Annotated in this window: 27 protein-coding genes, 1 other RNA gene and 2 riboswitches; of the genes, 15 read left to right on the forward strand and 13 right to left on the reverse strand. The window is 69.4% G+C overall.

From position 1 onward, the window contains the following. Nucleotides 1–146: 146 nt before the first annotated feature. The 8 genes from B1A74_RS02935 to B1A74_RS02970 all read right to left on the reverse strand — a co-directional run bounded on the left by B1A74_RS02935 (nt 147) and on the right by B1A74_RS02970 (nt 3,913). On the reverse strand, nt 147–668 hold the full coding sequence (locus B1A74_RS02935) for a PIN domain-containing protein (RefSeq protein ID WP_026288903.1): 522 nt from the start codon (nt 666–668) through the stop codon (nt 147–149). Continuing rightward, nucleotides 650–994, reverse strand: coding sequence for a UPF0175 family protein (locus B1A74_RS02940; protein ID WP_018946282.1), 345 nt, complete (start codon nt 992–994; stop codon nt 650–652). The genes B1A74_RS02935 and B1A74_RS02940 overlap by 19 nt, the downstream gene beginning before the upstream one ends. Nucleotides 995–1,147: 153 nt before the next feature. Next, nucleotides 1,148–1,825: a glutathione S-transferase N-terminal domain-containing protein gene (locus B1A74_RS02945; RefSeq protein WP_077243712.1), complete on the reverse strand. Its 678-nt coding sequence runs from the start codon at nt 1,823–1,825 to the stop codon at nt 1,148–1,150. Continuing rightward, nucleotides 1,825–2,319 (reverse strand): EVE domain-containing protein, encoded by a 495-nt coding sequence (locus tag B1A74_RS02950; protein WP_018946280.1) that lies wholly within the window; start codon nt 2,317–2,319, stop codon nt 1,825–1,827. The genes B1A74_RS02945 and B1A74_RS02950 overlap by 1 nt, the downstream gene beginning before the upstream one ends. Nucleotides 2,320–2,337: 18 nt before the next feature. Next, nucleotides 2,338–3,006, reverse strand: coding sequence for a 5-formyltetrahydrofolate cyclo-ligase (locus B1A74_RS02955; RefSeq protein ID WP_077243713.1), 669 nt, complete (start codon nt 3,004–3,006; stop codon nt 2,338–2,340). A 42-nt stretch (nt 3,007–3,048) separates the two neighbouring features. Beyond that, nucleotides 3,049–3,234: non-coding RNA, 6S RNA (ssrS, locus tag B1A74_RS02960), on the reverse strand. Between the two features lie 92 nt (nt 3,235–3,326). Continuing rightward, nucleotides 3,327–3,680 carry a cell division protein ZapA gene (locus B1A74_RS02965; RefSeq protein WP_018946278.1) on the reverse strand — a complete coding sequence of 118 codons (354 nt, stop codon included), beginning with the start codon at nt 3,678–3,680 and terminating at the stop codon, nt 3,327–3,329. After that, entirely contained in the window at nt 3,677–3,913 is a 237-nt protein-coding gene (locus B1A74_RS02970) for a cell division protein ZapB (protein WP_018946277.1), read from the reverse strand. Before B1A74_RS02970 ends, B1A74_RS02965 begins: the two co-directional genes overlap by 4 nt. Nucleotides 3,914–4,052: 139 nt before the next feature. On the opposite strand from B1A74_RS02970, the gene B1A74_RS02975 reads away from it, so the two are divergent. The 10 genes from B1A74_RS02975 (at nt 4,053) to gcvPB (ending at nt 14,328) form a co-directional block, all read left to right on the forward strand. Beyond that, the gene (locus tag B1A74_RS02975) at nt 4,053–4,340 is read left to right on the forward strand and encodes a hypothetical protein (RefSeq protein ID WP_018946276.1); all 288 of its coding nucleotides are present in this window, start codon (nt 4,053–4,055) and stop codon (nt 4,338–4,340) included. After that, nucleotides 4,340–4,891 (forward strand): UPF0149 family protein, encoded by a 552-nt coding sequence (locus tag B1A74_RS02980; RefSeq protein ID WP_018946275.1) that lies wholly within the window; start codon nt 4,340–4,342, stop codon nt 4,889–4,891. Before B1A74_RS02975 ends, B1A74_RS02980 begins: the two co-directional genes overlap by 1 nt. Beyond that, entirely contained in the window at nt 4,888–6,228 is a 1,341-nt protein-coding gene (pepP, locus tag B1A74_RS02985; protein WP_077243714.1) for a Xaa-Pro aminopeptidase, read from the forward strand. The genes B1A74_RS02980 and pepP overlap by 4 nt, the downstream gene beginning before the upstream one ends. Nucleotides 6,229–6,249: 21 nt before the next feature. After that, on the forward strand, nt 6,250–7,539 hold the full coding sequence (locus tag B1A74_RS02990) for an FAD-dependent monooxygenase (RefSeq protein ID WP_077243715.1): 1,290 nt from the start codon (nt 6,250–6,252) through the stop codon (nt 7,537–7,539). Beyond that, on the forward strand, nt 7,536–8,732 hold the full coding sequence (locus tag B1A74_RS02995; protein WP_018946272.1) for an FAD-dependent oxidoreductase: 1,197 nt from the start codon (nt 7,536–7,538) through the stop codon (nt 8,730–8,732). Before B1A74_RS02990 ends, B1A74_RS02995 begins: the two co-directional genes overlap by 4 nt. A 107-nt stretch (nt 8,733–8,839) precedes the next feature. Further along, a riboswitch (glycine riboswitch) is annotated at nt 8,840–8,949 on the forward strand. Beyond that, a riboswitch (glycine riboswitch) is annotated at nt 8,950–9,062 on the forward strand. Nucleotides 9,063–9,146: 84 nt separating this feature from the next. Further along, nucleotides 9,147–10,250 carry a glycine cleavage system aminomethyltransferase GcvT gene (gene gcvT / locus B1A74_RS03000; protein ID WP_077243716.1) on the forward strand — a complete coding sequence of 368 codons (1,104 nt, stop codon included), beginning with the start codon at nt 9,147–9,149 and terminating at the stop codon, nt 10,248–10,250. A 65-nt stretch (nt 10,251–10,315) separates the two neighbouring features. Next, a complete protein-coding gene (gene gcvH, locus B1A74_RS03005) occupies nt 10,316–10,708 on the forward strand; it encodes a glycine cleavage system protein GcvH (protein ID WP_018946270.1) in 393 nt (130 codons plus the stop codon). A gap of 85 nt (nt 10,709–10,793) precedes the next feature. Next, on the forward strand, nt 10,794–12,152 hold the full coding sequence (gene gcvPA / locus B1A74_RS03010) for an aminomethyl-transferring glycine dehydrogenase subunit GcvPA (protein ID WP_026288901.1): 1,359 nt from the start codon (nt 10,794–10,796) through the stop codon (nt 12,150–12,152). 53 nt (nt 12,153–12,205) lie between these two features. Continuing rightward, on the forward strand, nt 12,206–12,733 hold the full coding sequence (tpx, locus tag B1A74_RS03015) for a thiol peroxidase (RefSeq protein ID WP_019569023.1): 528 nt from the start codon (nt 12,206–12,208) through the stop codon (nt 12,731–12,733). Nucleotides 12,734–12,816: 83 nt separating this feature from the next. Continuing rightward, nucleotides 12,817–14,328 (forward strand): aminomethyl-transferring glycine dehydrogenase subunit GcvPB, encoded by a 1,512-nt coding sequence (gene gcvPB, locus B1A74_RS03020; RefSeq protein WP_077243717.1) that lies wholly within the window; start codon nt 12,817–12,819, stop codon nt 14,326–14,328. A 139-nt stretch (nt 14,329–14,467) separates the two neighbouring features. Here the strand turns inward: gcvPB and B1A74_RS03025 are convergent, their stop codons facing one another. Then, entirely contained in the window at nt 14,468–15,532 is a 1,065-nt protein-coding gene (locus B1A74_RS03025) for a zinc ABC transporter substrate-binding protein (protein WP_077243718.1), read from the reverse strand. Between the two features lie 43 nt (nt 15,533–15,575). Between B1A74_RS03025 and B1A74_RS03030 the strand changes: the two genes are divergently transcribed. Together B1A74_RS03030 and znuB are read left to right on the forward strand one after the other, a co-directional pair. Beyond that, on the forward strand, nt 15,576–16,442 hold the full coding sequence (locus B1A74_RS03030) for an ATP-binding cassette domain-containing protein (RefSeq protein ID WP_077243732.1): 867 nt from the start codon (nt 15,576–15,578) through the stop codon (nt 16,440–16,442). After that, a complete protein-coding gene (gene znuB, locus B1A74_RS03035) occupies nt 16,442–17,266 on the forward strand; it encodes a zinc ABC transporter permease subunit ZnuB (protein WP_077243719.1) in 825 nt (274 codons plus the stop codon). Before B1A74_RS03030 ends, znuB begins: the two co-directional genes overlap by 1 nt. A gap of 15 nt (nt 17,267–17,281) precedes the next feature. Here the strand turns inward: znuB and B1A74_RS03040 are convergent, their stop codons facing one another. From B1A74_RS03040 to lgt, 3 genes are read right to left on the reverse strand one after another with little or no spacing between them, the layout of a single operon-like run. After that, on the reverse strand, nt 17,282–17,776 hold the full coding sequence (locus B1A74_RS03040; RefSeq protein WP_077243720.1) for a dihydrofolate reductase: 495 nt from the start codon (nt 17,774–17,776) through the stop codon (nt 17,282–17,284). A gap of 3 nt (nt 17,777–17,779) precedes the next feature. Beyond that, nucleotides 17,780–18,613 carry a thymidylate synthase gene (locus B1A74_RS03045; RefSeq protein ID WP_077243721.1) on the reverse strand — a complete coding sequence of 278 codons (834 nt, stop codon included), beginning with the start codon at nt 18,611–18,613 and terminating at the stop codon, nt 17,780–17,782. A gap of 9 nt (nt 18,614–18,622) precedes the next feature. Continuing rightward, complete coding sequence (gene lgt, locus B1A74_RS03050) at nt 18,623–19,441, reverse strand: prolipoprotein diacylglyceryl transferase (RefSeq protein ID WP_077243722.1); 819 nt, start codon at nt 19,439–19,441, stop codon at nt 18,623–18,625. Nucleotides 19,442–19,556: 115 nt separating this feature from the next. Here lgt and B1A74_RS03055 point away from each other — a divergent pair, with 115 nt between their 5' ends. The 3 genes from B1A74_RS03055 (at nt 19,557) to B1A74_RS03065 (ending at nt 23,072) form a co-directional block, all read left to right on the forward strand. Beyond that, a complete protein-coding gene (locus B1A74_RS03055) occupies nt 19,557–21,593 on the forward strand; it encodes a thioredoxin domain-containing protein (protein WP_077243723.1) in 2,037 nt (678 codons plus the stop codon). A gap of 119 nt (nt 21,594–21,712) precedes the next feature. Next, nucleotides 21,713–22,126 carry a rhodanese-like domain-containing protein gene (locus tag B1A74_RS03060; RefSeq protein ID WP_077243724.1) on the forward strand — a complete coding sequence of 138 codons (414 nt, stop codon included), beginning with the start codon at nt 21,713–21,715 and terminating at the stop codon, nt 22,124–22,126. A 208-nt stretch (nt 22,127–22,334) separates the two neighbouring features. Continuing rightward, nucleotides 22,335–23,072, forward strand: coding sequence for a lysophospholipid acyltransferase family protein (locus B1A74_RS03065; protein ID WP_167769396.1), 738 nt, complete (start codon nt 22,335–22,337; stop codon nt 23,070–23,072). Between the two features lie 21 nt (nt 23,073–23,093). Here the strand turns inward: B1A74_RS03065 and B1A74_RS03070 are convergent. Then, the coding region (locus B1A74_RS03070) for a symmetrical bis(5'-nucleosyl)-tetraphosphatase (protein WP_077243726.1) at nt 23,094–23,820 on the reverse strand (727 nt) is incomplete at its 5' end.

Consider the following 23,820-nt stretch of genomic DNA (forward strand, 5'->3'; position numbering starts at 1 on the left):
GGAGCGGCCCTGGCCGCGAAGAGGGCGGGGTGGTTCAGCGGGCGAGCCACTGGGCGTCGAGCCGGGAGGCTTAGTCGCTCCGCCAGGAGCGCGCCCCGGTCCTGCCGGCGACGCAGTGCGCCTCGATGTCCGCGGGGGTGGACCAGTCAGCGACCAGCGCCCCTGCCCTGTTCGCCTTCGCTTTCGCCGACGCGGTCAAGCACCGTGCGTATGACGTCGGCCGCGATGCGGAACTCCGATTGGTGAAGCCGTTCGAAAACCGCGCGCGCGGACGGGATCAGACCCTGGCGGCGCGCCATCCCGATCACGGCGGCGGTACCCGCCACACGAATACCGGCCTCAAGGGCAAGGGCGCGGCCCATCCGTTCATCCATGAGCACCAGGGCGGGTTCATCGTGGCCGAGGGCCATCCGGATACAGGCTGCTTCGCCTTCATCCAGTTCGGGTAACGGTATCGACGAACGCGGTCCTTCCCGGAGGCACAGCCAGCCGGCGTCCAGCGCGGCGGCGATGGCGGATTCCCCGGGCCTCTCCTGTCCGGGCAGCACCTCGCGGGCGACTTCCTCCGGAATCCCGACCGTCCCGAACAGACGGGGCAACCATTCCAGCCCATCCACGAACGAAAGCCCGATCAAAGGGCTGGCGTCACTCAGGACGAGGCGAGCCATTCGTCGAGGGTATCCATGTCGTGGTCCGCTTCCGTGCCATTCAGGTCCACGACGGGAATCCCGAGCCGGGAAAGATGGCGCGCGAAGTCGGCCGTGGCGAACTCGGCGAGACGCGCCGCACGCGCGAGGGAGAGGTGCCCGTCACGGAACAGGGCGGTGGCCAGAGCCACCTTTACACCCGGCGCGTCGAGTTCCCCCGCATCGTTCAATCCCAGGATGAGGGCATCGGGACGGTCCCGGTTCATGACCAGTACCGGCGTTTCGTGGGACTTGCGCAGGGCGCCGGTGGGATTGTTCTTGAGGCCGCTAACGTTCACGACTTCCATGGGAATCCTCCATGGGAATGGCAGTCAGGATCAATACTAGTCCTGTCCATGCTTCCCGGCAATCCGCTCAGCTTCTCGCTGTGGTAGTCCTCGATGGCGAGGTTGCGCACCCGGGAGCTGGCACGGGAATGACGCGGCGCGGGTCGGGGTGGTTCAGCGGGCGAGCCACCGGGCGTCGAGCCGGGTGTTGAAGGTCTCCTCGACGCGGCGCAGGTAGTACATCATGTCCACCGGCAGGTTGATGCCGTCGTGCATCTGCAGGGGGTAGAGGTCGGCGGCGATCACGCAGTCGGCGATGGAGGGGTGGCCGAGATAGAAACCATTGGCGGCCAGGTGGCGGGCGAGCTCGGGCAGGCGGCTCAGCCGGGCCAGTTGCTGGTAGCCGTCGTAGCGGTCGTTGGCCAGTTCCTCCACGCTCATGCCGAAGCGGTGCTGCACGTTCGCCTTGAAGTCGGCGAGGGCGTCGGCGTCCTCGCCGATGCCGTGGTAGCCGGGGGCCAGCGGGGCGTACAGGCGTTCGAGGACCACGTCCACGCGGGCACGCCAGTCGAGCAGGGCCTGCCAGGCGTCGTCGGCGATGATCCCCGCGGACAGCGGTTCGCCGCTCGGGAACAGCTCGTCGATCGCGCGCAGGGCCGCCGTGGTGTCGGTATGCAGGCCGCCGTCGTCGGTGGCGAGCACCGGGGACTGCCGCGCGATGCCCAGCTCGAAGAAGGTCTCGTCGTCGAACCAGTCGACCGCGCGGGTCTCGAGCGCCGCTCCCTTGTACCCGCAGGCCAGGCGGATGCGGTCGGCCTTCGGGTCGTGGGCGAAGTGGTAGAGGGTCGCCATCAGGCGGAGCCCCGGTTCGTCCCGCCCCGGGTCTGTCCGCGTTTCGCGTTGGCGAGGATGAAGTCCCACTGATCCTCGGTCAGCGGCATCACCGACAGGCGGTTGCCGCGGCGCACCAGCGGGCAGTCGGCCAGCTCCGGCTGCTGCTTGAGCCAGTCGAGGGTGAGGATGTCGTCGAATTTCTCCTCGAAGGCGACGTCCACCCGCAGCCAGCGCGGGTTGTCGGGATCGCTCTTCGGGTCGTAGTGCTTGTCCTCGGGGTCGAACGCGCAGGAGTCCGGGTAGGCCTCGTTCTCGATGCGCATGATGCCGACGATGCCCGGCGGCTTGGCGTTGGAGTGGTAGAAGAAGGCGAGATCGCCCTTCTTCATCTGGTCACGCATCATGTTGCGCACCTGGTAGTTACGGATCCCGTCCCAGGGTTCCACGCCCACGCGTTCGAGATCGTCGATGCCGAACTCGTCGGGTTCGGATTTCATCAGCCAGTAGCCCATGTCGTCGCGTTCCTTGAATCAGTCGTTGTCAGGTGTCTGCAGGGTCGCAGTGGCCTGTCCGTGCCGGGGGAATACATGCCAGCCGGTCTCGGTGACCACGGCATCCAGCGGCACGTCCCAGGGCTGCACCGGCAGGGCCTCGACCTGCTGCAGGCCATGGGCCACGCCGATCAGGCGCGGGCGGTGGATGCCGAAGCGCCGCCGGGCGAAGTAGCGGTCGTAGTAGCCGGCGCCCATGCCCATGCGGTTGCCGTGGCGGTCGAAGGCGACCAGCGGCATCAGCACCACCTGCATCTCGCGGCGCCAGACCTGCGGCGCACCGGGGCACGGCTCGGCGATGTCGAAGCCGTTGTGGCACAGGCGGTCTTCGGGATGCCATTCGTGGAAATGCATGCGGCCGTCGCGGCGGGTGTCCATCACCGGCAGGGCGATGCGCGTGCCGCGCCGGGCCAGGGCGCAGGTCAGCGCGGTCAGGTCGACCTCGCCGCGCAGGCCGCGGTAGGCGCCGATGCAGCGCGGTTGCCAGCGTTCCAGCCATTTCAGCAGGTGACCGCTGATCGCGCGGTTGTGCTCGGCCAGACGGGCATCGGACAGGGCCGCACGGCGACGGCGCAGCTCGCGCCGGAGCCGGCGGGCGTCCTCGCGGGCGAGGGCGTCGATATCGGGGGCGTGCGCGGTGGTGGGCATGGCCGTGGGGGTCATGGGGATCGGCAGGGAAAAAAGAGAGGACGCGCCCCGCAGGCGCCGTCGTGGCCTTCGACCTTGAACCAGCGGTTCAGGTGGGAGAAGTCTCCGGATCTTTAGGCTTTCCGCTCGGGGGCGGACCTGCACAGCGAAACGGAAGAACTCGGTCCCTGGGTGTTGCATTAAGGCTCAAGGGTACCACCCGGCCACGTTCGAACGCCGCAGCGACGCGTCCGGGATCATTATGGACCAGATGCGGGGGGAATGCTCAAGCGCCGTGCAAAAGTTTCGGGCAGGCGGGCAAACTCCGGTCGGGTCGCCGCTCAGGACTGCGGCGGCCTGCCGGTCTCCGGATTGGGCCGGGTGTCGCTCTCGCGTCCGAGGTTCTGCTCGATGCGTTCGGCCAGCGCATGCAGGCGTTCGGGGGCGTCGGCCCCGCCCTTTTTCATCCGTTCCAGCTCTTCCTGGCACTCGAGCTTTTCGTGGGCGAGGTTGAGCGCGACCATCACCGCGATGCGCTCGGCCCCGACCACGCGCCCGCCGTCGCGCAGTTCGCGCATGCGCTCGTCGATCAGGGACGCGGAGGCGAACAGGTCGGCGCGCTCCTCGGGCGGGCAGGCGACGTGGTACTCCTTGCCCATGATGGTGATGCGGACCGGTTCGGAAGACTGGCTCATTCGGACTGCTCCATCGACCGCAGGCGGGCGATCATGGTCTCGACCCGGTGACGGGCCTGTTCATTGCGTTCGCGGTACGTGGCCCGCTCGGTGCGCAGCTGGCGGACCTGCTCATGCAGGGCCCGGTTTTCCTCGCGCAGTTCGGCGTTGTCGTCCAGCAGGCGCAGGATCGCGGCCTCGAGACGGTCGAGGGCGTCGGGCGCGTGGCTGCCGGAAGAAGCACTGTCGGACATGGCGGGGCGGGCCTCGGGCTTGAAAAACGGGAGCGAAGTCCCTGAATCCCGGAGTCTAGGAGGGGGTCGGCGGAACCGTCAACCGAAACACCGGCGGGTTGTGTTGCGACCCGCGCAGGGGGTGGCCAGAATATGACCCATGACACAGCCTCCCGAACCCGCACCCGACGCCACGATCATCGAAGGCACGGCCCACAACGGCAAGCCGTGCCGGGTGGTGGACAACACCGGCACGATCCCGCGCGGCGAACTGGAACAGCTGCTGGAGGACCTGGTCCGCGACAAGCGTTTCGGGCTGACAGCGCTGTCCGCGACCGGTTCCAGCGAGATCCGCCTGGGCGAGCCGCAGTTCACCCATCTGCAGATGGGCGATGATCTTTACCGCTTTCTGCTGTTTCCCTACGAAGCCCGCCTGGAGGCCTTCTGATGGCGCAGCCCTGGGAAGAACGCCTGGCCCACGGCCTGCGCACCATGGGGTTCGCGCAGACCCCGGCCTCGGCCCATGGCCTGATCACCGGCTGCCTGGTGGCGGACCCCGAGGCCGGCAATGACCTGCTGATCAAATCGCTGGGCGAGGCGCTGCCGCTGACCGAGAACCCCGCCGAGGCATTCGACCGGCTGGTGGACGAGCTGCGCCGGCACCTGCTGGCGCAGCTGTACGACATCGAGCTCGGTTTTGCCCCGCTGGTGCCGGAGGATGCGGAGATCGAGACCCGCGCCCAGGCGCTGTCGGAATGGGCCGACGGGTTCATCAGCGGGCTGGGGCAGACGCCGCGGCTGGGCGGGCTCAAGCCGTCGGCCGAGTCGGCGGAGATCCTGCGGGATCTGGCCGAGATCGCGCGCATGGATCCCGAGCCGGAGGACAGCGAGGCCTCGGAGAAGGACTTCGAGGAGCTGTCCGAATACGTGCGCGTGGGCGTGCTGCTGATTGCCGACGAGCTGGCCCCCGAGAACCCGACCCGGATCCCGATGCAATGAGCCGCGCGCCGCAGATCCCCGCCGGTGAGCTGGCCCGTCGCCGCCAGCGCCTGATGCGCGCGGCCGGGGGCGATGCCCTGATCGTGATCCCGGGCGCGGTGGAGACCACCCGCAACCGCGACGTCGAGTACCCGTTCCGGCAGAACTCCGATTTCCTCTATCTGACCGATTTCGAGGAACCGGACGCCATCGCGGTGCTGGCCCCGGGGCGCGAGGCCGGGGAATATATCCTGTTCTGCCGCGATCGGGACCCGAAGATGGAGACCTGGACCGGACGCCGCGCCGGGCCCGAAGGGGCGATGGAACGGTTCGGTGCCGACTGCGCGTTCCCGGTGGACGACATCGACGAGATCCTGCCCGGACTGCTGGAGAACCGCCGCGAGCTGTGCGCGCCGTTCGGCCGCGACGAGGGCTTCGACCGGCGGCTGTTCGGCTGGCTGCAGCAGGTGCGCCGGCGCGCGGCGCGCAGCGGGGTGCGGGTGCCGCACGAGTTCGCCGCGCTGGAACACCACCTGCACGAGCAGCGCCTGTTCAAGAAGGCCCCGGAACTGAAGATGATGCGCCACGCCGCGGCGATCTCCACCGGGGCGCACCGGCGCGCGATGCAGGCCTGCCGCCCCGGCATGACCGAATACCAGGTGGCCGCCGAGATCACCCACGAGTTCCACCGCCACGGCACCGAGGCGGCGTATCCGTCCATCGTCGGCGGCGGCGAGAACGGCTGCATCCTGCACTACATCGAGAACCGCGACGTGCTGCGCGACGGCGATCTGTTGCTGATCGACGCCGGTTGCGAGCACCGCGGCTATGCCTCGGACATCACCCGCACCTTCCCGGTGGGCGGGCGCTTCGGCGGGCGCCAGCGCGAGGTCTACGAGATCGTGCTGGACGCGCAGCGCGCCGCCATCGACGCGGTGCGGCCCGGGCATCACTGGAACGATCCGCACGACGTCGCGGTGCGCGAGCTGACCCGCGGGCTGCGGGATCTGGGCGTGCTCGAGGGCGAGCTGGATGCGCTGATCGAGGACGAGGCGTATCGCCCGTTCTTCATGCACCGTACCGGTCACTGGCTCGGGCTGGATGTCCACGACGTGGGCGACTATCGCGTGGGCGGGGTCTGGCGACAGCTGGAGCCGGGCATGGTGATGACCGTCGAGCCCGGCCTGTATTTCGGCCCGTACTGCGAGACCCCGGAGGACCTGCGCGGGATCGGCGTGCGCATCGAGGACGACGTGGCCGTGACCCGCGACGGGCACGAGGTGCTGACCGAGGCCTGTCCGAAGACCGTGGAGGCCATCGAGGCCTGCATGGCCGACGGCGCGGCCGGACGTCGCTGAAACCGGGGCAGAGGGAGGCGCATGGAGGCCACCGTGAATCGCGGAACGCAAACTCAAACTCAAACGCAAACCGAGACCGACATCGCCGTGGTCGGCGGCGGGCCGGTGGGCGGGCTGATGGCCTGCACCCTGGCACGCGCCGGCTACACGGTGAGGCTGTTCGAACGCGGCCCGGCGCCGGATCCGGAGCATCCGCGCGAGGACACCCGTGGCTATGCCCTGGCGGCCGGCTCGGTGACCCTGCTGGACGATCTCGGCTACTGGGCGGAGCTGGCGACCACGGCCGCGCCCATCCGGCGCATCGTGGTCAGCCGCCGCGGCGGGCTGGGCCGGGTGCGCATGGACGCCGCGCAGATGGGCCGCGAGGCCCTGGGTCAGGTGGTGCCGGCCGCGGCGCTGGATCCCCTGCTGGCGCGGGCCCGGGATGCGGCGGGGGTGGCCAGTCATCACGCCACCACGCTGGCGGGTGTGGAGGCCGCCGAGGACGGCGCGCGCCGCCTGCACCTGGAGGGTCCCGACGGGGCGTGGTCCTGCCGCGCGCGCCTGCTGATCGCCGCCGACGGCGTCGGCTCGCCGACCCGCGAGGCGCTGGGCATCCCGGTGCAGCGCCATCGCTACGATGCCGATGCCCTGGTGTTCGACGTGCGGCCCTCGCGTGCGCATGACGGCGAGGCTTTCGAACGCTTTACCGACGAGGGGCCGCTGGCGCTGCTGCCGCAGGCCGACGGGCGCATGAACGTGGTCTGGGTGGCCCCGCCGGAGGTCTGCGACGCCCGCCTGGAACTGGACGAGCCGGCCCGCATGGCGGCGCTGCAGGAACGTTTCGGCTGGGCGCTGGGGCGGCTGCACCCGGCGGGGGACGTGCTGCGCTTCCCGCTGCAGCGGATGCATGCGCCGCAACCGTTCGCCGAACGCGCGCTGCTGCTGGGCAACGCCGCCCACTCGGTGCATCCGGTGGCCGGCCAGGGGCTGAACCTGGCGCTGCGCGACGTGGCCGATCTGCTGGGCGTACTGCGCGAGGGCGCGCAGCCCGACGGGCGCCCCGCGTTCGTGGCCGATCCCGGCGGGCGGCACGTGCTGGAGGCCTGGGCGCGCCGGCGCGAGGGCGACATCCGCCGCATCGTCGGGGTGACCGATTTCCTCGCCCGCGGGATGCGCCATGTTGACGGACTGCTGGGTCACGCGCTGGGCCTGGGCATGATGACGGTCGACCGGGTGCCGCCGCTGCGCGATGCCTTCGCGCGCGGGGCGATGGGGCTGCGGCCGGTGCCGCGGCATACCCTGTCGCGACTGCCGGAGGCGCGGGCATGACGCGCGCTGGCGAGCCGCTGGACGTGCTGGTGGTCGGCGGTGGCGCCACCGGCCTGGCCACCGCCCTGGGCTGCGCCCGCGCGGGCATGCGGGTGGCGGTGCTGGAGCGCGGACCGGCACCGGCGTTCGATCCGGCGACCGCGCCGGTGACCCGGGTGGTCACGCTCAACGCCGCGGCCATGGGCCTGCTGGATCGTCTGGGGGTCCAGGAGGCCCTGGCGGCCAACCGCGCCCATGCCTTCTCCGGCATGCAGGTGTGGGACGCGCACGGCCCCGCGCATATCCGCTTCGACGCGGATGATCTGGGCGTGCCCGAACTCGGCTGGACGGTGGAGAACGCAGCGCTGGAGGCGGTGCTGTGGCAGGCCCTGCGCGAGCGTGGCGTGGCGCTGTGGCCGGAGACCGCGTGGCGCAGCGTGGACCTGCGGCCCGATCGGGTGGATGTCTATGCCGAGGGGCATGCGCCGCTGGCCTCGGCGCGCCTGGTGGTGGCGGCCGACGGGGCACGTTCGGCCCTGCGCGAACGTGCGGGGATCGCAGTGGACGAGCGCCCGTACCACGCGCGCGGCGTGGTGGCCACGGTGGAGACCGCGCAGGGGCACGGCGACACCGCCTGGCAGCGTTTCGACGACGAGCGCATCCTGGCCTTCCTGCCGCTGGGCGACGGGCGCTGTTCCATCGTCTGGTCGCTGCCGGAGATCGAGGCCGACGACGTAATGGCGATGGACGATGGCGCATTCATCGACGCGCTGTCGGCGGCGATCGATGGCGGTCCCGGGCCGGTCACCGGGGCCTCGCCGCGCGCGGCCTTCCCGCTGGTGGCGCGGCATGCGCGTGACTACTTCTCCGGGCGGGTGGTGCTGGCCGGGGACGCGGCGCACACCATCCACCCGCTGGCCGGGCAGGGGCTCAATCTGGGGCTGGCGGACGTCGACGCCCTGCTGCGCCAGCTGGCCGGCCCCAACCGGCGCGATCCCGGTGATCCGCGCGGGCTGCGCGCCTACACCCGCGCGCGGCGCCCGGAGAACGCGATGATGCAGCGCGCGATGGACGGCTTCCGCCTGCTGTTCGGCACCCGCCGTGCCGGTCTGCCGGAGCTGCGCGGCGCCGGGGTGCGGCTGGTGAACGGGCTGGTCCCGGTCAAGCGCCAGCTCGCGCTGCGCGCGTTCGGGCTGGACGGCATCCGCCGCTGATCTGATCCATGGACCCGATCCCATGGACCCGGCGTGAACCGGGGCATTGGGTTCCGGCGCCGGATCGCCTATAATTGATCTCACGCCAGCGGGGTACGAAAGCTCCGCACATCATCCTGGAAGAGTTCTGCCGCGCCGCGCCTCGGGCGCGCGCCGCAGACGCCGAAGGCGCAACATCCGCCCGGAATCGCTCAGGCTTCAGGACCGGGATGATGAAACGGCGAACTCTGGAGAGCGGCCGGCAGACGGCCCACCGAAGGGGGCGATCGCCCGGGTCCACAAGGACCGCGGGGCGCGCAAACTCTCAGGTTTCAGGACAGAGGGGCGGCCGGCAGTGATCCTGCCGGCCGCCCTTTTTTTATGCGCGGATGACCGCGACGCCATCGACGCCGGAACAACTGCAGGACGAAAAGCATGACGCTGAAGAAAACCCCGCTCCATGCCGCCCACGAACGCGCCGGCGCCAAGCTGGTCGATTTCGCCGGCTGGGAGATGCCGCTGCATTACGGCTCGCAGATGGAAGAGCACAAGAAGGTGCGCGCCGGCGCCGGCATGTTCGACGTGTCGCACATGCGCGTGGTCGACATCCGCGGGCCGCAGGCGCAGGCCTTCCTGCGCTATCTGCTGGCCAACGACGTGGCCAAACTGAAGACCGAGGGCCGCGCGCTGTACAGCTGCATGCTCAACGAGCGCGGCGGCGTGATCGACGACCTGATCATCTACTGGCTGGGCGGGGATGCCTACCGCGCGGTGGTCAACGCGGGCACCGCCGACAGCGACATCGCCCACATGCAGACGGTGGCGCAGGACTTCGATGTCAGCGTCGAGCCGCGCCCGGAATTCGCCCTGATCGCGGTGCAGGGTCCGCAGGCCGTGGACAAGACGCTGCCGCTGCTGCCGGAAGACCTGCGCAGCGCCGGGGAACTCAAGCCGTTCTCCGCGCTGTGGAACGACGAGTGGTTCGTTGCGCGGACCGGCTACACCGGCGAGGACGGCTTCGAGGTGATGCTGCCGGCCGCGGAGGCCGAGGGCTTCTGGCAGGCGCTGCTGGACGCCGGGGTCGACCCCATTGGCCTGGGCGCCCGCGACACCCTGCGTCTGGAGGCCGGGATGAATCTCTACGGTACCGACATGGACACCGAGACCAGCCCGCTGACCGCCAACCTCGGCTGGACCGTGGCGCTGAAGGACGCCGGGCGCGACTTCATCGGCCGCGCGGCCGTCGAGCGCGAGAAGGCCGCGGGTGTGCAGCAGCGCCTGGTGGGCGTGGTGCTGGAGGGCCGCGGCGTGCTGCGCGGCGGCACCCGGATCGTGACCGACGCCGGCGACGGCGTGGTGACCTCGGGCAGCTTCGCGCCCAGCCTCGGCATGTCCGTGGGCTTCGCGCGGGTGCCGGCCGCCGCGGCCGATGCCGAACGCCTGGAGGCGGAGATCCGCGGGAAGCACCTGCCCGTGCGGGTCGTGCGCCCGGGCTTCGTGCGCAACGGCGAACCGCTGATCGAACTGCCCTCCGGCTGATGCGAGCCATACAATTTTAGTGCGCTACACTGCGTACCGGGTTTCAACGCTATAAGGAAGACGCCATGAGCGAAGCACCGAAGGATCTGAAGTACACCAGGAGCCACGAATGGGTTCGTACCGAGGACGATGGCACGGTGACCATCGGCATCACCGATCACGCGCAGGAGCTGCTGGGTGATCTGGTGTTCGTCGAGGCCCCCGAGGCCGGCAGCAGCCTGGAAGCCGGAACGGCCTGTGCCACGGTCGAGTCGGTCAAGGCCGCCTCCGACATCTATGCCCCGATCGGGGGCGAGGTGACCGAGACCAACGCGGAGCTGGAAGACAGCCCCGAGAAGGTCAACGAGTCGCCGTTCGAGGATGGCTGGCTGTTCCGGATGAAGCCTGCGAATGCCGCGGACCTGGACGCCCTGATGGACGCGGACGCCTACGCCGCGCACGTCGAAGCCGAATCCTGAAGCCACTGGTGGCGGCCGAACCCCGGTGTCCGGCGGACACCGGGGCGCCGCCGAAGAACTTCGCGTCAGCGAAAGCGAGAAAGTCATGCCGTTTATTCCGCATACCGAAGAAGACATCCGTTCGATGCTCGAGCGCATCGGCGCCGACTCCGTGGAGGATCTGTTCGACGAGATCCCGGCCGGACTGCGCGCGCCACCGCTGGAGGGCATCCCCGAGGGTCTCAACGAGATGGGGATCACCCGCCTGATGCAGGAACGGGCGGCAATGGACGGCATGCCGCTGAATTTCATTGGCGCCGGGGCGTACGAGCACCACATCCCGGCGGCCGTGTGGCAGATCGCCACCCGCGGCGAGTACTACAGCGCCTATACGCCCTACCAGGCGGAGGCGTCACAGGGCACGCTGCAGCTGATCTACGAATACCAGACCATGATCAGCCGTCTCACCGGCATGGAGGCCTCCAACGCCTCGCTGTATGACGGCGCCTCCGCACTGGCCGAGGCCGTGCTGATGGCGGTGCGCGTGAACCGCCGGTCGAAGAGCAAGCGGGTGCTGGTCCCGGGTGCGCTGAATCCGGTGTACCGCCGGGTGATCGACACCCTGATCGGCAATCAGGGCATCGAGCTGGTCGAGGTCCCGTTCGACGAGACCACCGGGCAGACCCCGGTGGAGGCGCTGGCCGCGCACGCCGACGACGACATCACCGCGATGATCATCAGCCAGCCGAACTTCTTCGGCATCCTCGAGGATGTGGACGGCCTGACCGGCTGGGCCGAAGAGCGCGAGATCCCGGTCATCGGCGTGGTCAATCCGGTCTCGCTGGCGCTGCTGAAGCCGCCGGGCGAGTGGGGCAGCCAGGGCGCGGACATCGCCGTGGGCGAGGGCCAGCCGCTGGGCGCGCCGTTGTCCTCCGGCGGGCCGTACTTCGGCTTCATGACCACGCGCAAGAAGCATATCCGGCAGATGCCGGGGCGCATCGTCGGTCGGGCCGAGGACGCCGACGGCAAGCCGGGCTTCGTCCTGACGCTGCAGGCCCGCGAGCAGCACATCCGCCGCTCCAAGGCCACCTCGAACATCTGCACCAACCAGGGGCTGGTGGTCACCGCGGCGACCATCCACATGTCCATGCTGGGCGACGAGGGGCTGACCCGGGTGGCCGAGGCCTGCTACGCCAACACCCATGCACTGGTGGAAAAGCTCGCCGCGAAGGGCATCAAGCCGCGCTTCACCGGTGAGTACTTCCACGAGGTGGCGCTCGACTTCGGCGGCAATGCCGCCGGGCAGCTGCAGGCGATGGCGGATGCCGGCTTGCTCGCGGGGCACGACCTCGGCCGGGACTATCCGGCGCTGGACGGCTGCGTGCTGGCCTGCGTGACCGAGACCAAGAACGAGAACGATCTGGAGCAGTACGTGGCTGCCTGCGAGCAGGCCCGCGCGGCCTGAGCGGGGAGCCACTCCACGCGACGTGCCATACCCCAACCGCCGAGGAGGCTGACATGGCCGAGACCAAGCTAGAGGGCAACACGATCCACACCAACGGCGACCTGCCCCACGTGGGTTCGCCGGCTCCGGACTTCAACCTGACGGGCAAGGACCTCAACGATGTCTCGCTCGCCGATTTCGGCGACAAGCGCAAGATGATCTACATCGTGCCCAGTCTCGACACGCCGGTGTGTGCCGAGTCGACCAAGAAGATCAACCAGTTCGTCGAACAGCGCCCCGACGTGCATGCACTCATCGTCTCCGCCGATCTGCCCTTCGCGATGGACCGTTTCTGCTCCGTGGAGGGGCTGGAGCGCGTCACGGTGCTGTCGATGATGCGCGATCGCAATTTCGCCAAGGACTACGGCGTGCTGATCCAGGACGGACCGCTGGCCGGGATCACCGCCCGCGCGATGCTGGTGCTGGATGCCGACAACCTGGTGATGCATGCCCAGCTGGTCCCCGAGATCGGCGACGAACCCGACTACGACGCGGTCTTCGCCGCGCTGGACGACCGGGCGACGCTGAGCCCCACCCAGTAACGCGACAGGCCTCCGGCGGGCCCCGCGCGGTGCAGATCCGCCGGGGCCCGCCGTCTACCCGAATACCGAAGCGAGAAACCGCCATGAACACCACGGAAACCAAGCTGATCTTCGAACATTCCCACGCCGGTCGCTCCGCCGTGGCCCAGGCGCCGCAGGAACACGCGGCCACGGCCATCCCCGCGCACCTGCGGCGGAAGTCGGCGCCCGGCCTGCCGGCCGCCTCGGAGCTGGACGTGGTGCGTCACTACACGCGGCTGTCGCAGAAGAATTTCTCCATCGACACCGAGTTCTATCCGCTGGGCTCGTGCACGATGAAATACAACCCGCGCGCCTGTAACAGCCTGGCGATGCTGCCCGGGTTCCTGAATCGCCATCCGCTGGCCCCGGCCAGCCACAGCCAGGGCTTCCTGCAGACCATGTACGAGCTGCAGGAGATGCTGCGCGAGGTCACCGGCATGCAGGACGTGTCGCTGGCGCCGATGGCGGGCGCGCAGGGCGAGTTCACCGGCGTGGCCATGATCCGCGCCTACCACGATGCCCGCGGCGACACCGAGCGCCGCGAGATCATCGTCCCCGACGCCGCGCACGGCACCAACCCGGCCACCGCGATCATGTGCGGCTACGAGGTGCGCGAGATCCCCACCGACGAGACCGGGGACGTGAACCTCGAGGCGCTGCGCGAGGCCGTGGGTCCGCAGACTGCCGGGATCATGCTCACCAACCCGTCCACCGTGGGCGTGTTCGAGCGCCGCATCGAGGAGATCGCGAAGATCGTGCACGAGGCCGGCGGCCTGCTGTACTACGACGGCGCCAATCTCAACGCCATCCTCGGCAAGGTGCGTCCGGGCGACATGGGCTTCGACGTGATCCACATGAACCTGCACAAGACCTTCTCCACGCCGCACGGCGGGGGCGGGCCGGGTTCCGGCGCGGTGGGTGTGGGCGAGCGGCTGCTGCCGTACATGCCGGTGCCGCACGTGGAAAAGGACGGGCAGGGCGGCTACCAACTGGCCGAGGAGGCCGACCGTCCGGAAACCATCGGCCGGCTGTCCGCGTTCATGGGCAACCCCGGCGTGCTGCTGCGGGCCTATGTCTACATGCGCATGCTGGGTCGCGAGGGCATGGTCCGGGTCGCCGAGTTCGCCACTCTCAACGCCAACTACCTCGCGAGCGAGCTCAAGGCGGCCGGCTTCGACCTGGCCTACCCCGAGCGCCGCGCGACCCACGAGTTCATTGTCACCCTGAAGAAGCAGGCGAAGGAGACGGGGCTGACCGCCGGCGACGTGGCCAAGCGGCTGCTGGATCACGGCTTCCACGCGCCGACGACCTACTTCCCGCTGCTGGTGCCGGAATGCCTGCTGGTGGAGCCCACCGAGACCGAGTCGAAGGAGACCCTGGACGCCTTCGTCGAGGCCATGGCCTGCATCCTCGCCGAGTCGGCGGACGACATCGACACCATCAAGTCGTCGCCGCACAACCTGCCGAACCGCCGCTTCAACGAAGTGGCCGCGGCCAAGGCCCTGGATGTGGCGTATCAGGAATCGGCCGGCGATGCCGCTGGCGCGGAAACGCGCACCGGCACCCACGGCTGAGGCACCATCCGGGCGGGCTTCTTCCGGGCCCGCCCACCTGCCCCTTTCGCCTGCAAGCAGGCTCCTACATGGCGTGTACCGGCCCGTAGGAGCCTGCTCGCAGGCGAATGCCCTTTGCGAATGCCCCGGCCGACGGGGCTTATTCGCGCTTCATGCAGTCGAGGAAGCCGTCGGCCAGGTCGTCCATCAGTTCGAACCAGGCGTCCGGGCCGGGCTGGATGTCGACGCCGACCGGGTCCAGCTCTCCGAGGCGGGTTGCGTGGCCTTCCACGATGGTCTCGGCCAGCGCCGGGCGGAACTGCGGTTCGGTGAACAGGCAGGTGACATCGTCCGCGGACAGGCGATCACGCAGTTCGCTGATGCGCCGTGCCCCGGGACTGCGGGACGGGTCGACGGTGATGGAGCCGGCTGCGTTCAGGCCGTAATGGGCCTCGAAATACTGGTAGGCGTCGTGGAACACCACGAAGGCCTCGCCGCGCACCGGTTCCAGACGCTCTTTCAGGTCGGCATCGAACTCGTCGATGCGTCCCAGCATGCGGTCGCGGTTGTCTTCCAGGGCGCCGGCCTTGTCGGGGAAATTCTCGCCGAGTCGGTCCGCAAGCTGCGTCACGATCGCCCGGGCGTTGTCGGGTGACAGCCAGATGTGGGCGTCCCGGTGCCCGTTGCCGTGGTCGTGCCCGTGGTCACGGTCATGCCCCTGGTCGTGGTCATGCCCGTGGTCGTGATCATGCCCGTGCTCATGGTCATGGCCGTGGTCATGCTCACCGCCATGTCCTTCTTCGTGGGCCTCCTCATGCGCCGCATCATGGTCGTGGTCATGGTCATGCGGTTCCCAGACCCCGCCCGAGCGCGTCGACAGCAGGTCAAGCTCCATGTCCTCCATCAGCGTCACGACCGTGGTACCTTCTCCCTGATTGCGCAGAGGCGATTCGAGGAAGGTCTCCAGATCCGGTCCGACCCAGACCACCACGTCCGCATTCTGCAGACGACGGGCCTCGGAGGGCCGCATGGAGTAGCCGTGCGGGGAGGCGTCGGGCGGCAGCAGGACATCGGCCTGCATCACGTCATCTACCAGCCCCGCCACCAGGCCGTGAATCGGGAGGACGCTGGAGACGATCCGCGGATCGTCCGCCTGGACCGGGGTGGCGAATACGGCGCCCGCGGCAAGGGCGCCGGAGAGAAGGGGGAATCGCTTGCGCATCATGACTGGGGCTCCGTCTGGGTTCTGAATGTTATACAATACCACCATGTTCGCGCACGTCCAGCACTGGCTCCGGGGAACTCGCCCGACGGAACGGCCGTCGCGGGGAGGGGGCCCGCTCGTGGCCGCGCGGGAGGTGACCATTGAACGGGGGGGACGGACCATCCTGGACCGCGTCTCGATGGCGGTGCACCCGGGCGAGGCGGCGATGATCATCGGTCCCAACGGCGCGGGCAAAACCAGCCTTCTCCGCGTGCTGATGGGATTGTGGCAGCCGGATGGCGGTCACGTGGAACGGGTGGCGGATCTGCGGGTCGGTTACATGCCGCAGCGGCTGCAGATCGAACCGGTGCTGCCGCTGTCGGTATATCGCTTTCTGCGCATGCGCCAGCGACTGCCGCGGCGTGAACTGCTGGCCAAGCTGGAGCGGGTGGGGGTCGGTCACCTGATCGATTCGCCGATCCAGTCCCTGTCCGGCGGCGAGACCCAGCGGGTGCTGCTGGCGCGGGCCTTGCTGGGCGAGCCCGATCTGCTGGTGCTGGACGAACCGGCTCAGGGGGTCGACGTGGTCGGGCAGGGCGACGTGTTCGTGATGCTGGACGACATCCGGCGCGAGTCCGGTTGCGGGGTGCTGATCGTCTCGCACGACCTGCATTTCGTGATGGCCGGCGCCGAGACCGTGATCTGCCTGAACCAGCATGTCTGCTGTACCGGGAACCCCGAGGAGGTATCGCAGCATCCGGAATACCGGCGGCTGTTTCCCAGCGTGGATCTGCGCGGGCTGGCGGTCTATACCCACAACCACAACCATGTGCACGGTCTGCACGGCGAGGTTCGGCCACTGGACGGGGCTCCGGAAGACTCGGCCGGGGCTTGTGACGACCCGAAGCACGGCCCGGGGTGCCGTCACTGATGGACATCGCCGGCTGGCTGGACGACTTCCTGGTGCGCGCCGTGCTGGCGGGCCTGATGGTGGCGGTGGTCGCGGGGCCGCTGGGGGCCTTCGTGGTGTGGCGGCGCATGGCCTATTTCGGCGACACGGTGTCGCATTCGGCACTGCTGGGGGTGGCCCTGGGTTTCCTGCTGGGGCTCAACCTCAACCTGATGGTGACGCTGGTCTGCATCGCCATCGCGGTGCTCCTGGTGATCCTGCAGCGCTATCAGGAGCTGGGTTCGGACACCCTGCTGGGGATCCTCGCACACAGCGCGCTGTCGCTGGGGATCGTGGCCGTGGCCTTCGTCGAGGGGCTGCGGGTGGACCTGATGGCCTATCTGTTCGGCGACATCCTCGCGGTGGGACGTGACGACCTGCTGGCGATCGCCCTCGGCGGGCTGATCGCGCTGGTGCTGCTGATCGCGCTTTGGCGGCCTCTGCTGGCGCTGACCGTGCACGAGGAACTGGCGCGGGTGGAGGGCGTGCGGGCCCTGCCGGTGCGGCTGGGCATGATGCTGCTGATCGCGCTGGTGATCGCCGCGGCGATGCAGGTGGTGGGCGTACTGCTGATCACGGCGCTGATGATCATCCCGGCGGCCACTTCACGACGTTTCGCCCGCACCCCGGAACAGATGGCGATCCTCGCCGGGGTGCTGGGCATGCTCGCGGTGGGGGCGGGGATCGCGGGCTCGTTCCAATGGGATACCCCCACCGGGCCGAGCATCGTGGTCGCGGCCCTGCTGGGCTTCATCCTCGTGCAGCTGCTGCCCGCGCGGCTGCTGCCGCGCTTCGGCACGCGCTGATGTAGTCCATCCGGCTCAGCGCCGCTCCAGACGCTCGAAGGTGAACGCGCAGGCGTGGTGCTCGTCGGCCGGGTGGTATTCGGACTCGGTCAGAGTCCATTCCGCGGGATCGATGGCGGGAAAATACGTATCGCCGGGATGGCGTTCGTGCACCCGGGTCAGGTGCAGGACCCGGGTGCGCGGCAGGGCCTCGGCGAACAGCCCGGCCCCGCCGATGACGAACGCCGGACCCGAATCGATATTCGCCAGCGCTTTGTCCAGGTCGGAAAAGACCTCGACGCCCTCGGGTTGCTGCCAGTCGGTCTGCCGGGTCAGCACCAGGTTGCGGCGCTTCGGCAGCGCCCGCCCGATGGATTCGAACGTGCGCCGGCCCATGATCACCGGATGGCCGGCGGTCACCCGCTTGAAATGCCGCAGGTCGTCCGGCAGCCGCCACGGCAGGTCGTTGTCGCGCCCGATCACGTGTTCCGGGTCCAGCGCCACGACGATGCGAATCTCCGGGGTAGTCATGGCTCAGATGGCGATGGGGGCGCGGATGGCGGGGTGGGACTGGTAGTCACGGACCTCGATGTCCTCGAAGCGGAACGCGAACAGGTCGCGCACCTCCGGGTTCAGGTGCAGCTGCGGCAGCGGCAGTGGTTCGCGCTCCAGCAGGGTTTCGACCTGTTTGGCATGGTTAGCGTACAGGTGCGCATCGCCCAGGGTATGGACGAATTCGCCGGGCTCCAGGTCGACCACCTGCGCGATCATGTGGGTCAGCAGGGCATAGCTGGCGATGTTGAAGGGCACGCCCAGGAACACGTCGGCGCTGCGCTGGTACAGCTGGCAGGACAGCCGGCCGTCGGCCACGTAGAACTGGAACAGGGCATGGCAGGGGGCGAGGGCCATAAGGCCGGCGGCCGCGTTCTCCTGCGGGGCGCGGGTCTCGTCCGGCAGTTCGGCGACGTTCCACGCCGAGATCACGTGGCGCCGGGAGTGCGGGCGGGTGCGGAGGTTGTCCAGCAGCTCCGTCAGCTGATCGTGGGTGCCTCCGTCGGGCAGTGGCCAGGAACGCCACTGGGCGCCGTAGATCGGGCCCAGTTCACCGCTCTCGGTGGCCCATTCATCCCAGATGGTCACCTTGTTGTCGCGCAGATAGCCCACGTTGGTGTCCCCCGCGAGGAACCACAGCAGCTCATGGATGACCGAGCGCAGATGGGTCTTCTTGGTGGTGACCAGGGGGAAGCCCTGGGCCAGATCGAAGCGCATCTGGTAGCCGAACACCGAGCGCGTGCCGGTGCCGGTGCGGTCCGGGCGGTCGCTGCCGTGGTCGCGGATGTGGCGGACGAGGTCCAGATATTGCCGCATGGTGCGTCCTCAGGGCTTCCCGGGGGTGTCCGGGCGGGGTTCGGGCAGGGGGTTCCGCCGCGACCAGACGATCAGGCCGAGGCCGAACAGGATCACCGGCAGCGACAGCACCTGGCCCATGGTCACCCAGCCGAAGGCGAGATAGCCGATGTGCGCGTCCGGTTCGCGCACGAACTCCACCACGAAGCGGAACGCCCCGTACAGCGTCAGGAACAGGCCCGAGACCAGGCCGGTGCGCCGCGGCTGGCGCGACACCAGCCACAGCACCACGAACAGCACCACGCCTTCGAGAAAGGCCTGGTACAGCTGCGAGGGATGCCGGGGCACGTAGTCGGCCGCCGGGAAGACCATTGCCCACGGCAGGTCGGTGGGCTTGCCCCACAGCTCGCCGTTGATCCAGTTGCCCACGCGCCCGGCGCCCAGACCAATGGGGATCAGCGGGGCGACGAAGTCGGTCAGGCGGAAGAACGGAACCTGGAGCCGGCGGCTGTACAGCCACGCGGCCGCCAGGACGCCGATCAGACCACCGTGGAAGGACATGCCGCCCTCCCACAGGCGGATCAGGCTTAGCGGGTCCGCCAGCACGCCATCGAAATTGTAGAACAGGGCGTAGCCCAGGCGGCCGCCGATGATCACGCCGATCGCGCCCCAGAACAGCAGGTCGCCGACCTGTTGCGGCGACAGCGGGTCCCAGTCGCGCGAACGCGCCCGCCAGACGCCCAGCCCCCAGAAGGACAGGAAGCCGACGACGTACATCAGCCCGTACCAGTGGATGCTGACCGGGCCGAGGGAGAAGGCGACCGGATCGATAAACGGGTGAACAGGCATGGGCGCTTGCGGTGGCCGAAACAGCCGCACATCCTACCGGTCCTGCAAGGCATTCGCACGCATCGGGACCGTCTTCGTCCCGGCTTTCGCCACCCACGTTTCCAGGGAGGTCGCCATGAACCGTCTCGCCGGCTCCAGCAGCCCGTATCTGCAACAGCACGCGGACAATCCCGTGGACTGGTACCCGTGGGGCGAGGAGGCCCTGGAGCGGGCGCGGACCGAGGACAAGCCGATCCTGCTGTCGATCGGGTACTCCGCCTGCCACTGGTGCCACGTGATGGCGCATGAATCCTTCGAGGATCCGGCGACCGCGGAGGTGATGAACCGGCGCTATGTGAACATCAAGGTGGACCGCGAAGAGCGGCCCGATCTGGACCGCATCTACCAGAACGCGCACATGCTGCTGGCGCAGCGCCCGGGCGGCTGGCCGCTGACCGTGTTCCTGACGCCGGATCAGGTGCCGTTCTTCGCCGGGACCTATTTCCCGAGCACCCCGCGGCACGGCCTGCCGTCGTTCGTCGACCTGCTCAACCGCGTGGCCGATTTCCTCGCCGAACACCCGGAGGAGATCCGGCGCCAGAACGATTCCCTGCAGCAGGCGCTCACGCGGATCTACAACCCGGAGGGCGGCAGCATCCCGGCGCTGAGCGTGGTGGACAAGGCCCGCGCGGAACTGGCGCAGAGCTTCGATGCGGAGCATGGCGGTTTCGGCGATGCGCCCAAGTTTCCCCATCCGGCCTCGCTCGACTGGCTGGCCTGGCATGCGGCCCGCCACGGCGACGGCGAGTCCCGGCGGATGCTGGATGCCACCCTGGACGCGATGGCCGCCGGCGGGCTGTTCGACCAGGTCGGCGGCGGGTTCTGTCGCTACTCGGTGGACACCCGCTGGATGATCCCGCATTTCGAGAAGATGCTGTACGACAACGGGCCGCTGCTGGGTCTGTACGCCGAGCGCGGCGCGCGCGGCGATGCCCGCTCGCGGCGGGTCGCGGAGCAGACGGTGGCCTGGCTCGAGCGCGAGATGCGGGATGCCAGCGGGGCGTTCTGTTCCAGCCTGGACGCCGATTCCGAAGGCGAGGAAGGGCGCTTCTACGTCTGGGATCCGGAGACCGTGGAGTCGCTGCTAACGGCCGAAGAATGGGCGGTCGCGGCGCGCGTGTGGGGCCTGCAGGGACCGCCCAACTTCGAGGGCCGCTGGCACCTGCACGAAGTGGTGCCGCCGGACACCGTCGCGGATGCCCTGGAGATCGCCCCGGAGGAAGCGGCGGCCCGTCTGGACCGGGCGCGCGAGCGGCTCCTGCGGGCACGCGAGGAGCGCGTGCGCCCGCATCGCGACGACAAGCTGCTGGCGGGCTGGAACGCACTGATGATTACCGGCCTGGCGCGCGCCGCCCGCGCGCTGGATCGTCCCGACTGGCTGGCGCTGGCACAGGACGCAATGGCGGCGGTGCGGCGCCTGCACTGGCACGACGGCCGTCTGTACGCCAGCTATCGCGAGGGGGCGACCTCGGCCATGCCGCGCGCCTGCCTCGACGACTATGCCGCGCTGCTGGAGGCCACCCTGGCGCTATTGGAGACCGAATGGGACAGCGAGCTGCTGGAATGGGCCGTGACCCTGGCCGGGGCCCTGATGGAGGACTTCCACGATGACGCCGGCGGCGGCTTCTTCTACACCGCGCGCGATCACGAGACGCTGATCCAGCGGCCCAAGGTGTATTCCGACGATGCCATGGCCGCCGGCAACGGGATCGCCGCGCAGTGCCTGATCCGGCTGGGGCACCTGCTGGCCGAACCGCGCTATCTGGAGGCGGCGGAGGGTACCCTGGCCAACGCCGGGCCGATGATCGAGCAGGCGCCGATGGGCCACATGAGCCTGCTGGTGGCGCTCGACATGCATTATCACGCGCCGCCGCTGGTGGTCCTGCGCGGGCAGGGCGAGGCGCTGGCCGATGCGCGCCGGACGATCGCTGCCGCCGATGGCGCGGCGCGGGTGTTCCCGATTCCCGATGACGCCACCGACCTGCCGGAGGCGCTGGCCGGCAAGGCGCCGCGCGCGGGCGGGCCGCGCGCCTGGCTGTGCCGGGGGCTGCACTGCGAACCGCCGGTGGACGACCCCGCGACGCTGGCGCAGCGTCTGGCGGCGGGTGAATGACGCCCCCGGAGAAACACTGAGCCAGAGAAACACTGAGCTTGAAATCAGCGGCGAAGCCCTCAGACTGCAAGGGTTATCCGTTCAACCATCGAAACTTCACCGAACAAAAGGAATGCCCCATGAGCGAAAAGCTGATGAAGGATTTTGTCGCCGCGGCACGCGAGAACATCCGCGAGATCTCCCCGGAAGAGCTGCACGAGGCGATCCAGAAGGGCGAGGACTGGACCCTGGTCGACGTGCGCGAGCCCTATGAGTACGAACGGGCCCACGTGCCGGATTCGCTGCTGATCCCGCGCGGCCTGCTGGAAGGCGCGGCCGACCCCAATACCCCGCATCGTATCGAGGCGCTGTACTCCGCGCGCGAGAAGCCCGTGGCCATTATCTGCGCCACCGGCGGGCGCGCTGCCCTGTCGGTCCTGCGCCTGCAGGAGATGGGCTTCAGCAACGTGGTCAACGTCGCCGGCGGCATGAAGTCCTGGGAGGGCGAGGACCTGCCGGTCGAATCCGGCGCCTACACCGGCCAGCTGCCGTAGGCCGACCGAACTCCCCGCATTTTCGCGCGACCGGGCCCCGGTGGTATTCCACGGGTCCGGTCCGCCGGCCTGCGCGCGTTTTCCGGCCACAGGCGGAAGCGGGTCTCGTTTACCATGGGCGGCGCGATCGGGGCACGTGCAATCCCGCGGTGGTCCCGCAACACAAGGGACGGGCATGAGAGGTATGGCAAGAGGGGTGTTCCGGCTGATCCGGATTCTGGGCCATCTGCTGGTCGGGGTCTGGGTTACCTGGCGACTCCAGCGGCAGCGCGCCGGACCCGAGGCGCATTCGCAGGTGCGGCGCGCCTGGTACCGCAGGGCGCTGGAGCTGGCCGGCGTGTACTGCGAGGTCGCGGGAGAAGCGCCCCGCGAGGCGTCGCTGGTGGTCGCCAATCACGTGTCCTGGCTGGATATCCCGTTGGTGGGCGCGGCGGTGGACCCCTGTTTCCTGTCCAAGGCCGAGATCGCCCGCTGGCCGATCATTGGCTGGCTGGCGCGACGCCACGGTACGCGCTTCATCCGTCGCGGCGGCCACGAGGCATCGGCGCACGTGGAGGCGATGCGCGAGGGGCTGGACGCGGGGCGGCATTTCGTGGTGTTTCCGGAAGGTACCACGACCTTCGGAAACGGCCTGCGGCGTTTCCATCCGCGGCTGTTCGCGGCGGTAACCGGCACCGTGCATCCGGTTCAGCCGGTGGCTCTGGACTACGAGACCGGCAGCGACGGTACCGTTCCGGTCGCCTATGCTGGAGAAGAGCGGCTGGTATCCAACGTTTGGCGGCTGTTGTGCCGTCCGCGCACGCGGGTGAGCGTGCATGTGCTGGAGCCGCTGGAGGGGCGCGATCGCCCGCGCCGCGAGCTCGCCGAGGCGGCGCGTTTGCAGATCGTCGAGGTGCTGGGTGTGCCTGCCGAGCCGATCGACGGTTCCCGCCCCGGGCGGGGCTGACGAGGCCCGTCCGGGTGCTTCTCAGGCCCCCGGGCAGGGGGTGTGTTCCACCGCAGCGGTCTGCGGCGTGGCGCCGTCCAGGCGGGCGAGGGTCATGGCGTTGTCCCACACGCAGCCGCTGTCCAGGGCCAGCCAGTCGGACCCCCGCCGGTGGCCCAGCGCGGCCCAGTGGCCGAACACCACGGGCTGCCCGCGGGTGCGGCGCCCGGGGTGGTCGAACCAGGGCACCAGGTTTGCCGGTGCCTCCTCGGGCGGGCCGTTGCTGGCGAATTCCAGGCCGGCCCGGGAGTCGGCCTCCACCATGCGCATGCGGGTGAAGCCGTTGATCGCAAAGCGCAGGCGCTCGTAACCCTGCAGGGCCGGATCCCACAGCGCCGGCGTGTCGCCGTACATCACCTCCAGCAGGGCACGACGCCGGCGCGGTTCGCGCAGTTCGGCCTCTACTTGCCGCGCCTCGGCGGCGGCGGTGTCGGTGTCCCATACCGGCGGGATGCCGGCGTGCACCAGCGTCCAGTCGCTTTCCGGGTCGACATGCAGCAGCGGCTGGCTGGCCACCCATTCCAGCAGCTCCGCGGCATCCGGGGCGTCCAGCACCTCGCGCAGGGTGTCGCGCCGGCCGGGTTCGCGCAGGCCCTCGCTGGCGGCCAGCAGATGCAGGTCGTGGTTGCCGAGCACGGTCGTCGCGGCCGCGCCCAGCGAGCGGACCCGCCGCAGGCAGCCGGCCGAGTCCGGCCCGCGGTTGACCAGG

Source organism: Thioalkalivibrio halophilus (genome assembly GCF_001995255.1).
In the GTDB taxonomy this organism is placed as follows: domain Bacteria; phylum Pseudomonadota; class Gammaproteobacteria; order Ectothiorhodospirales; family Ectothiorhodospiraceae; genus Thioalkalivibrio; species Thioalkalivibrio halophilus.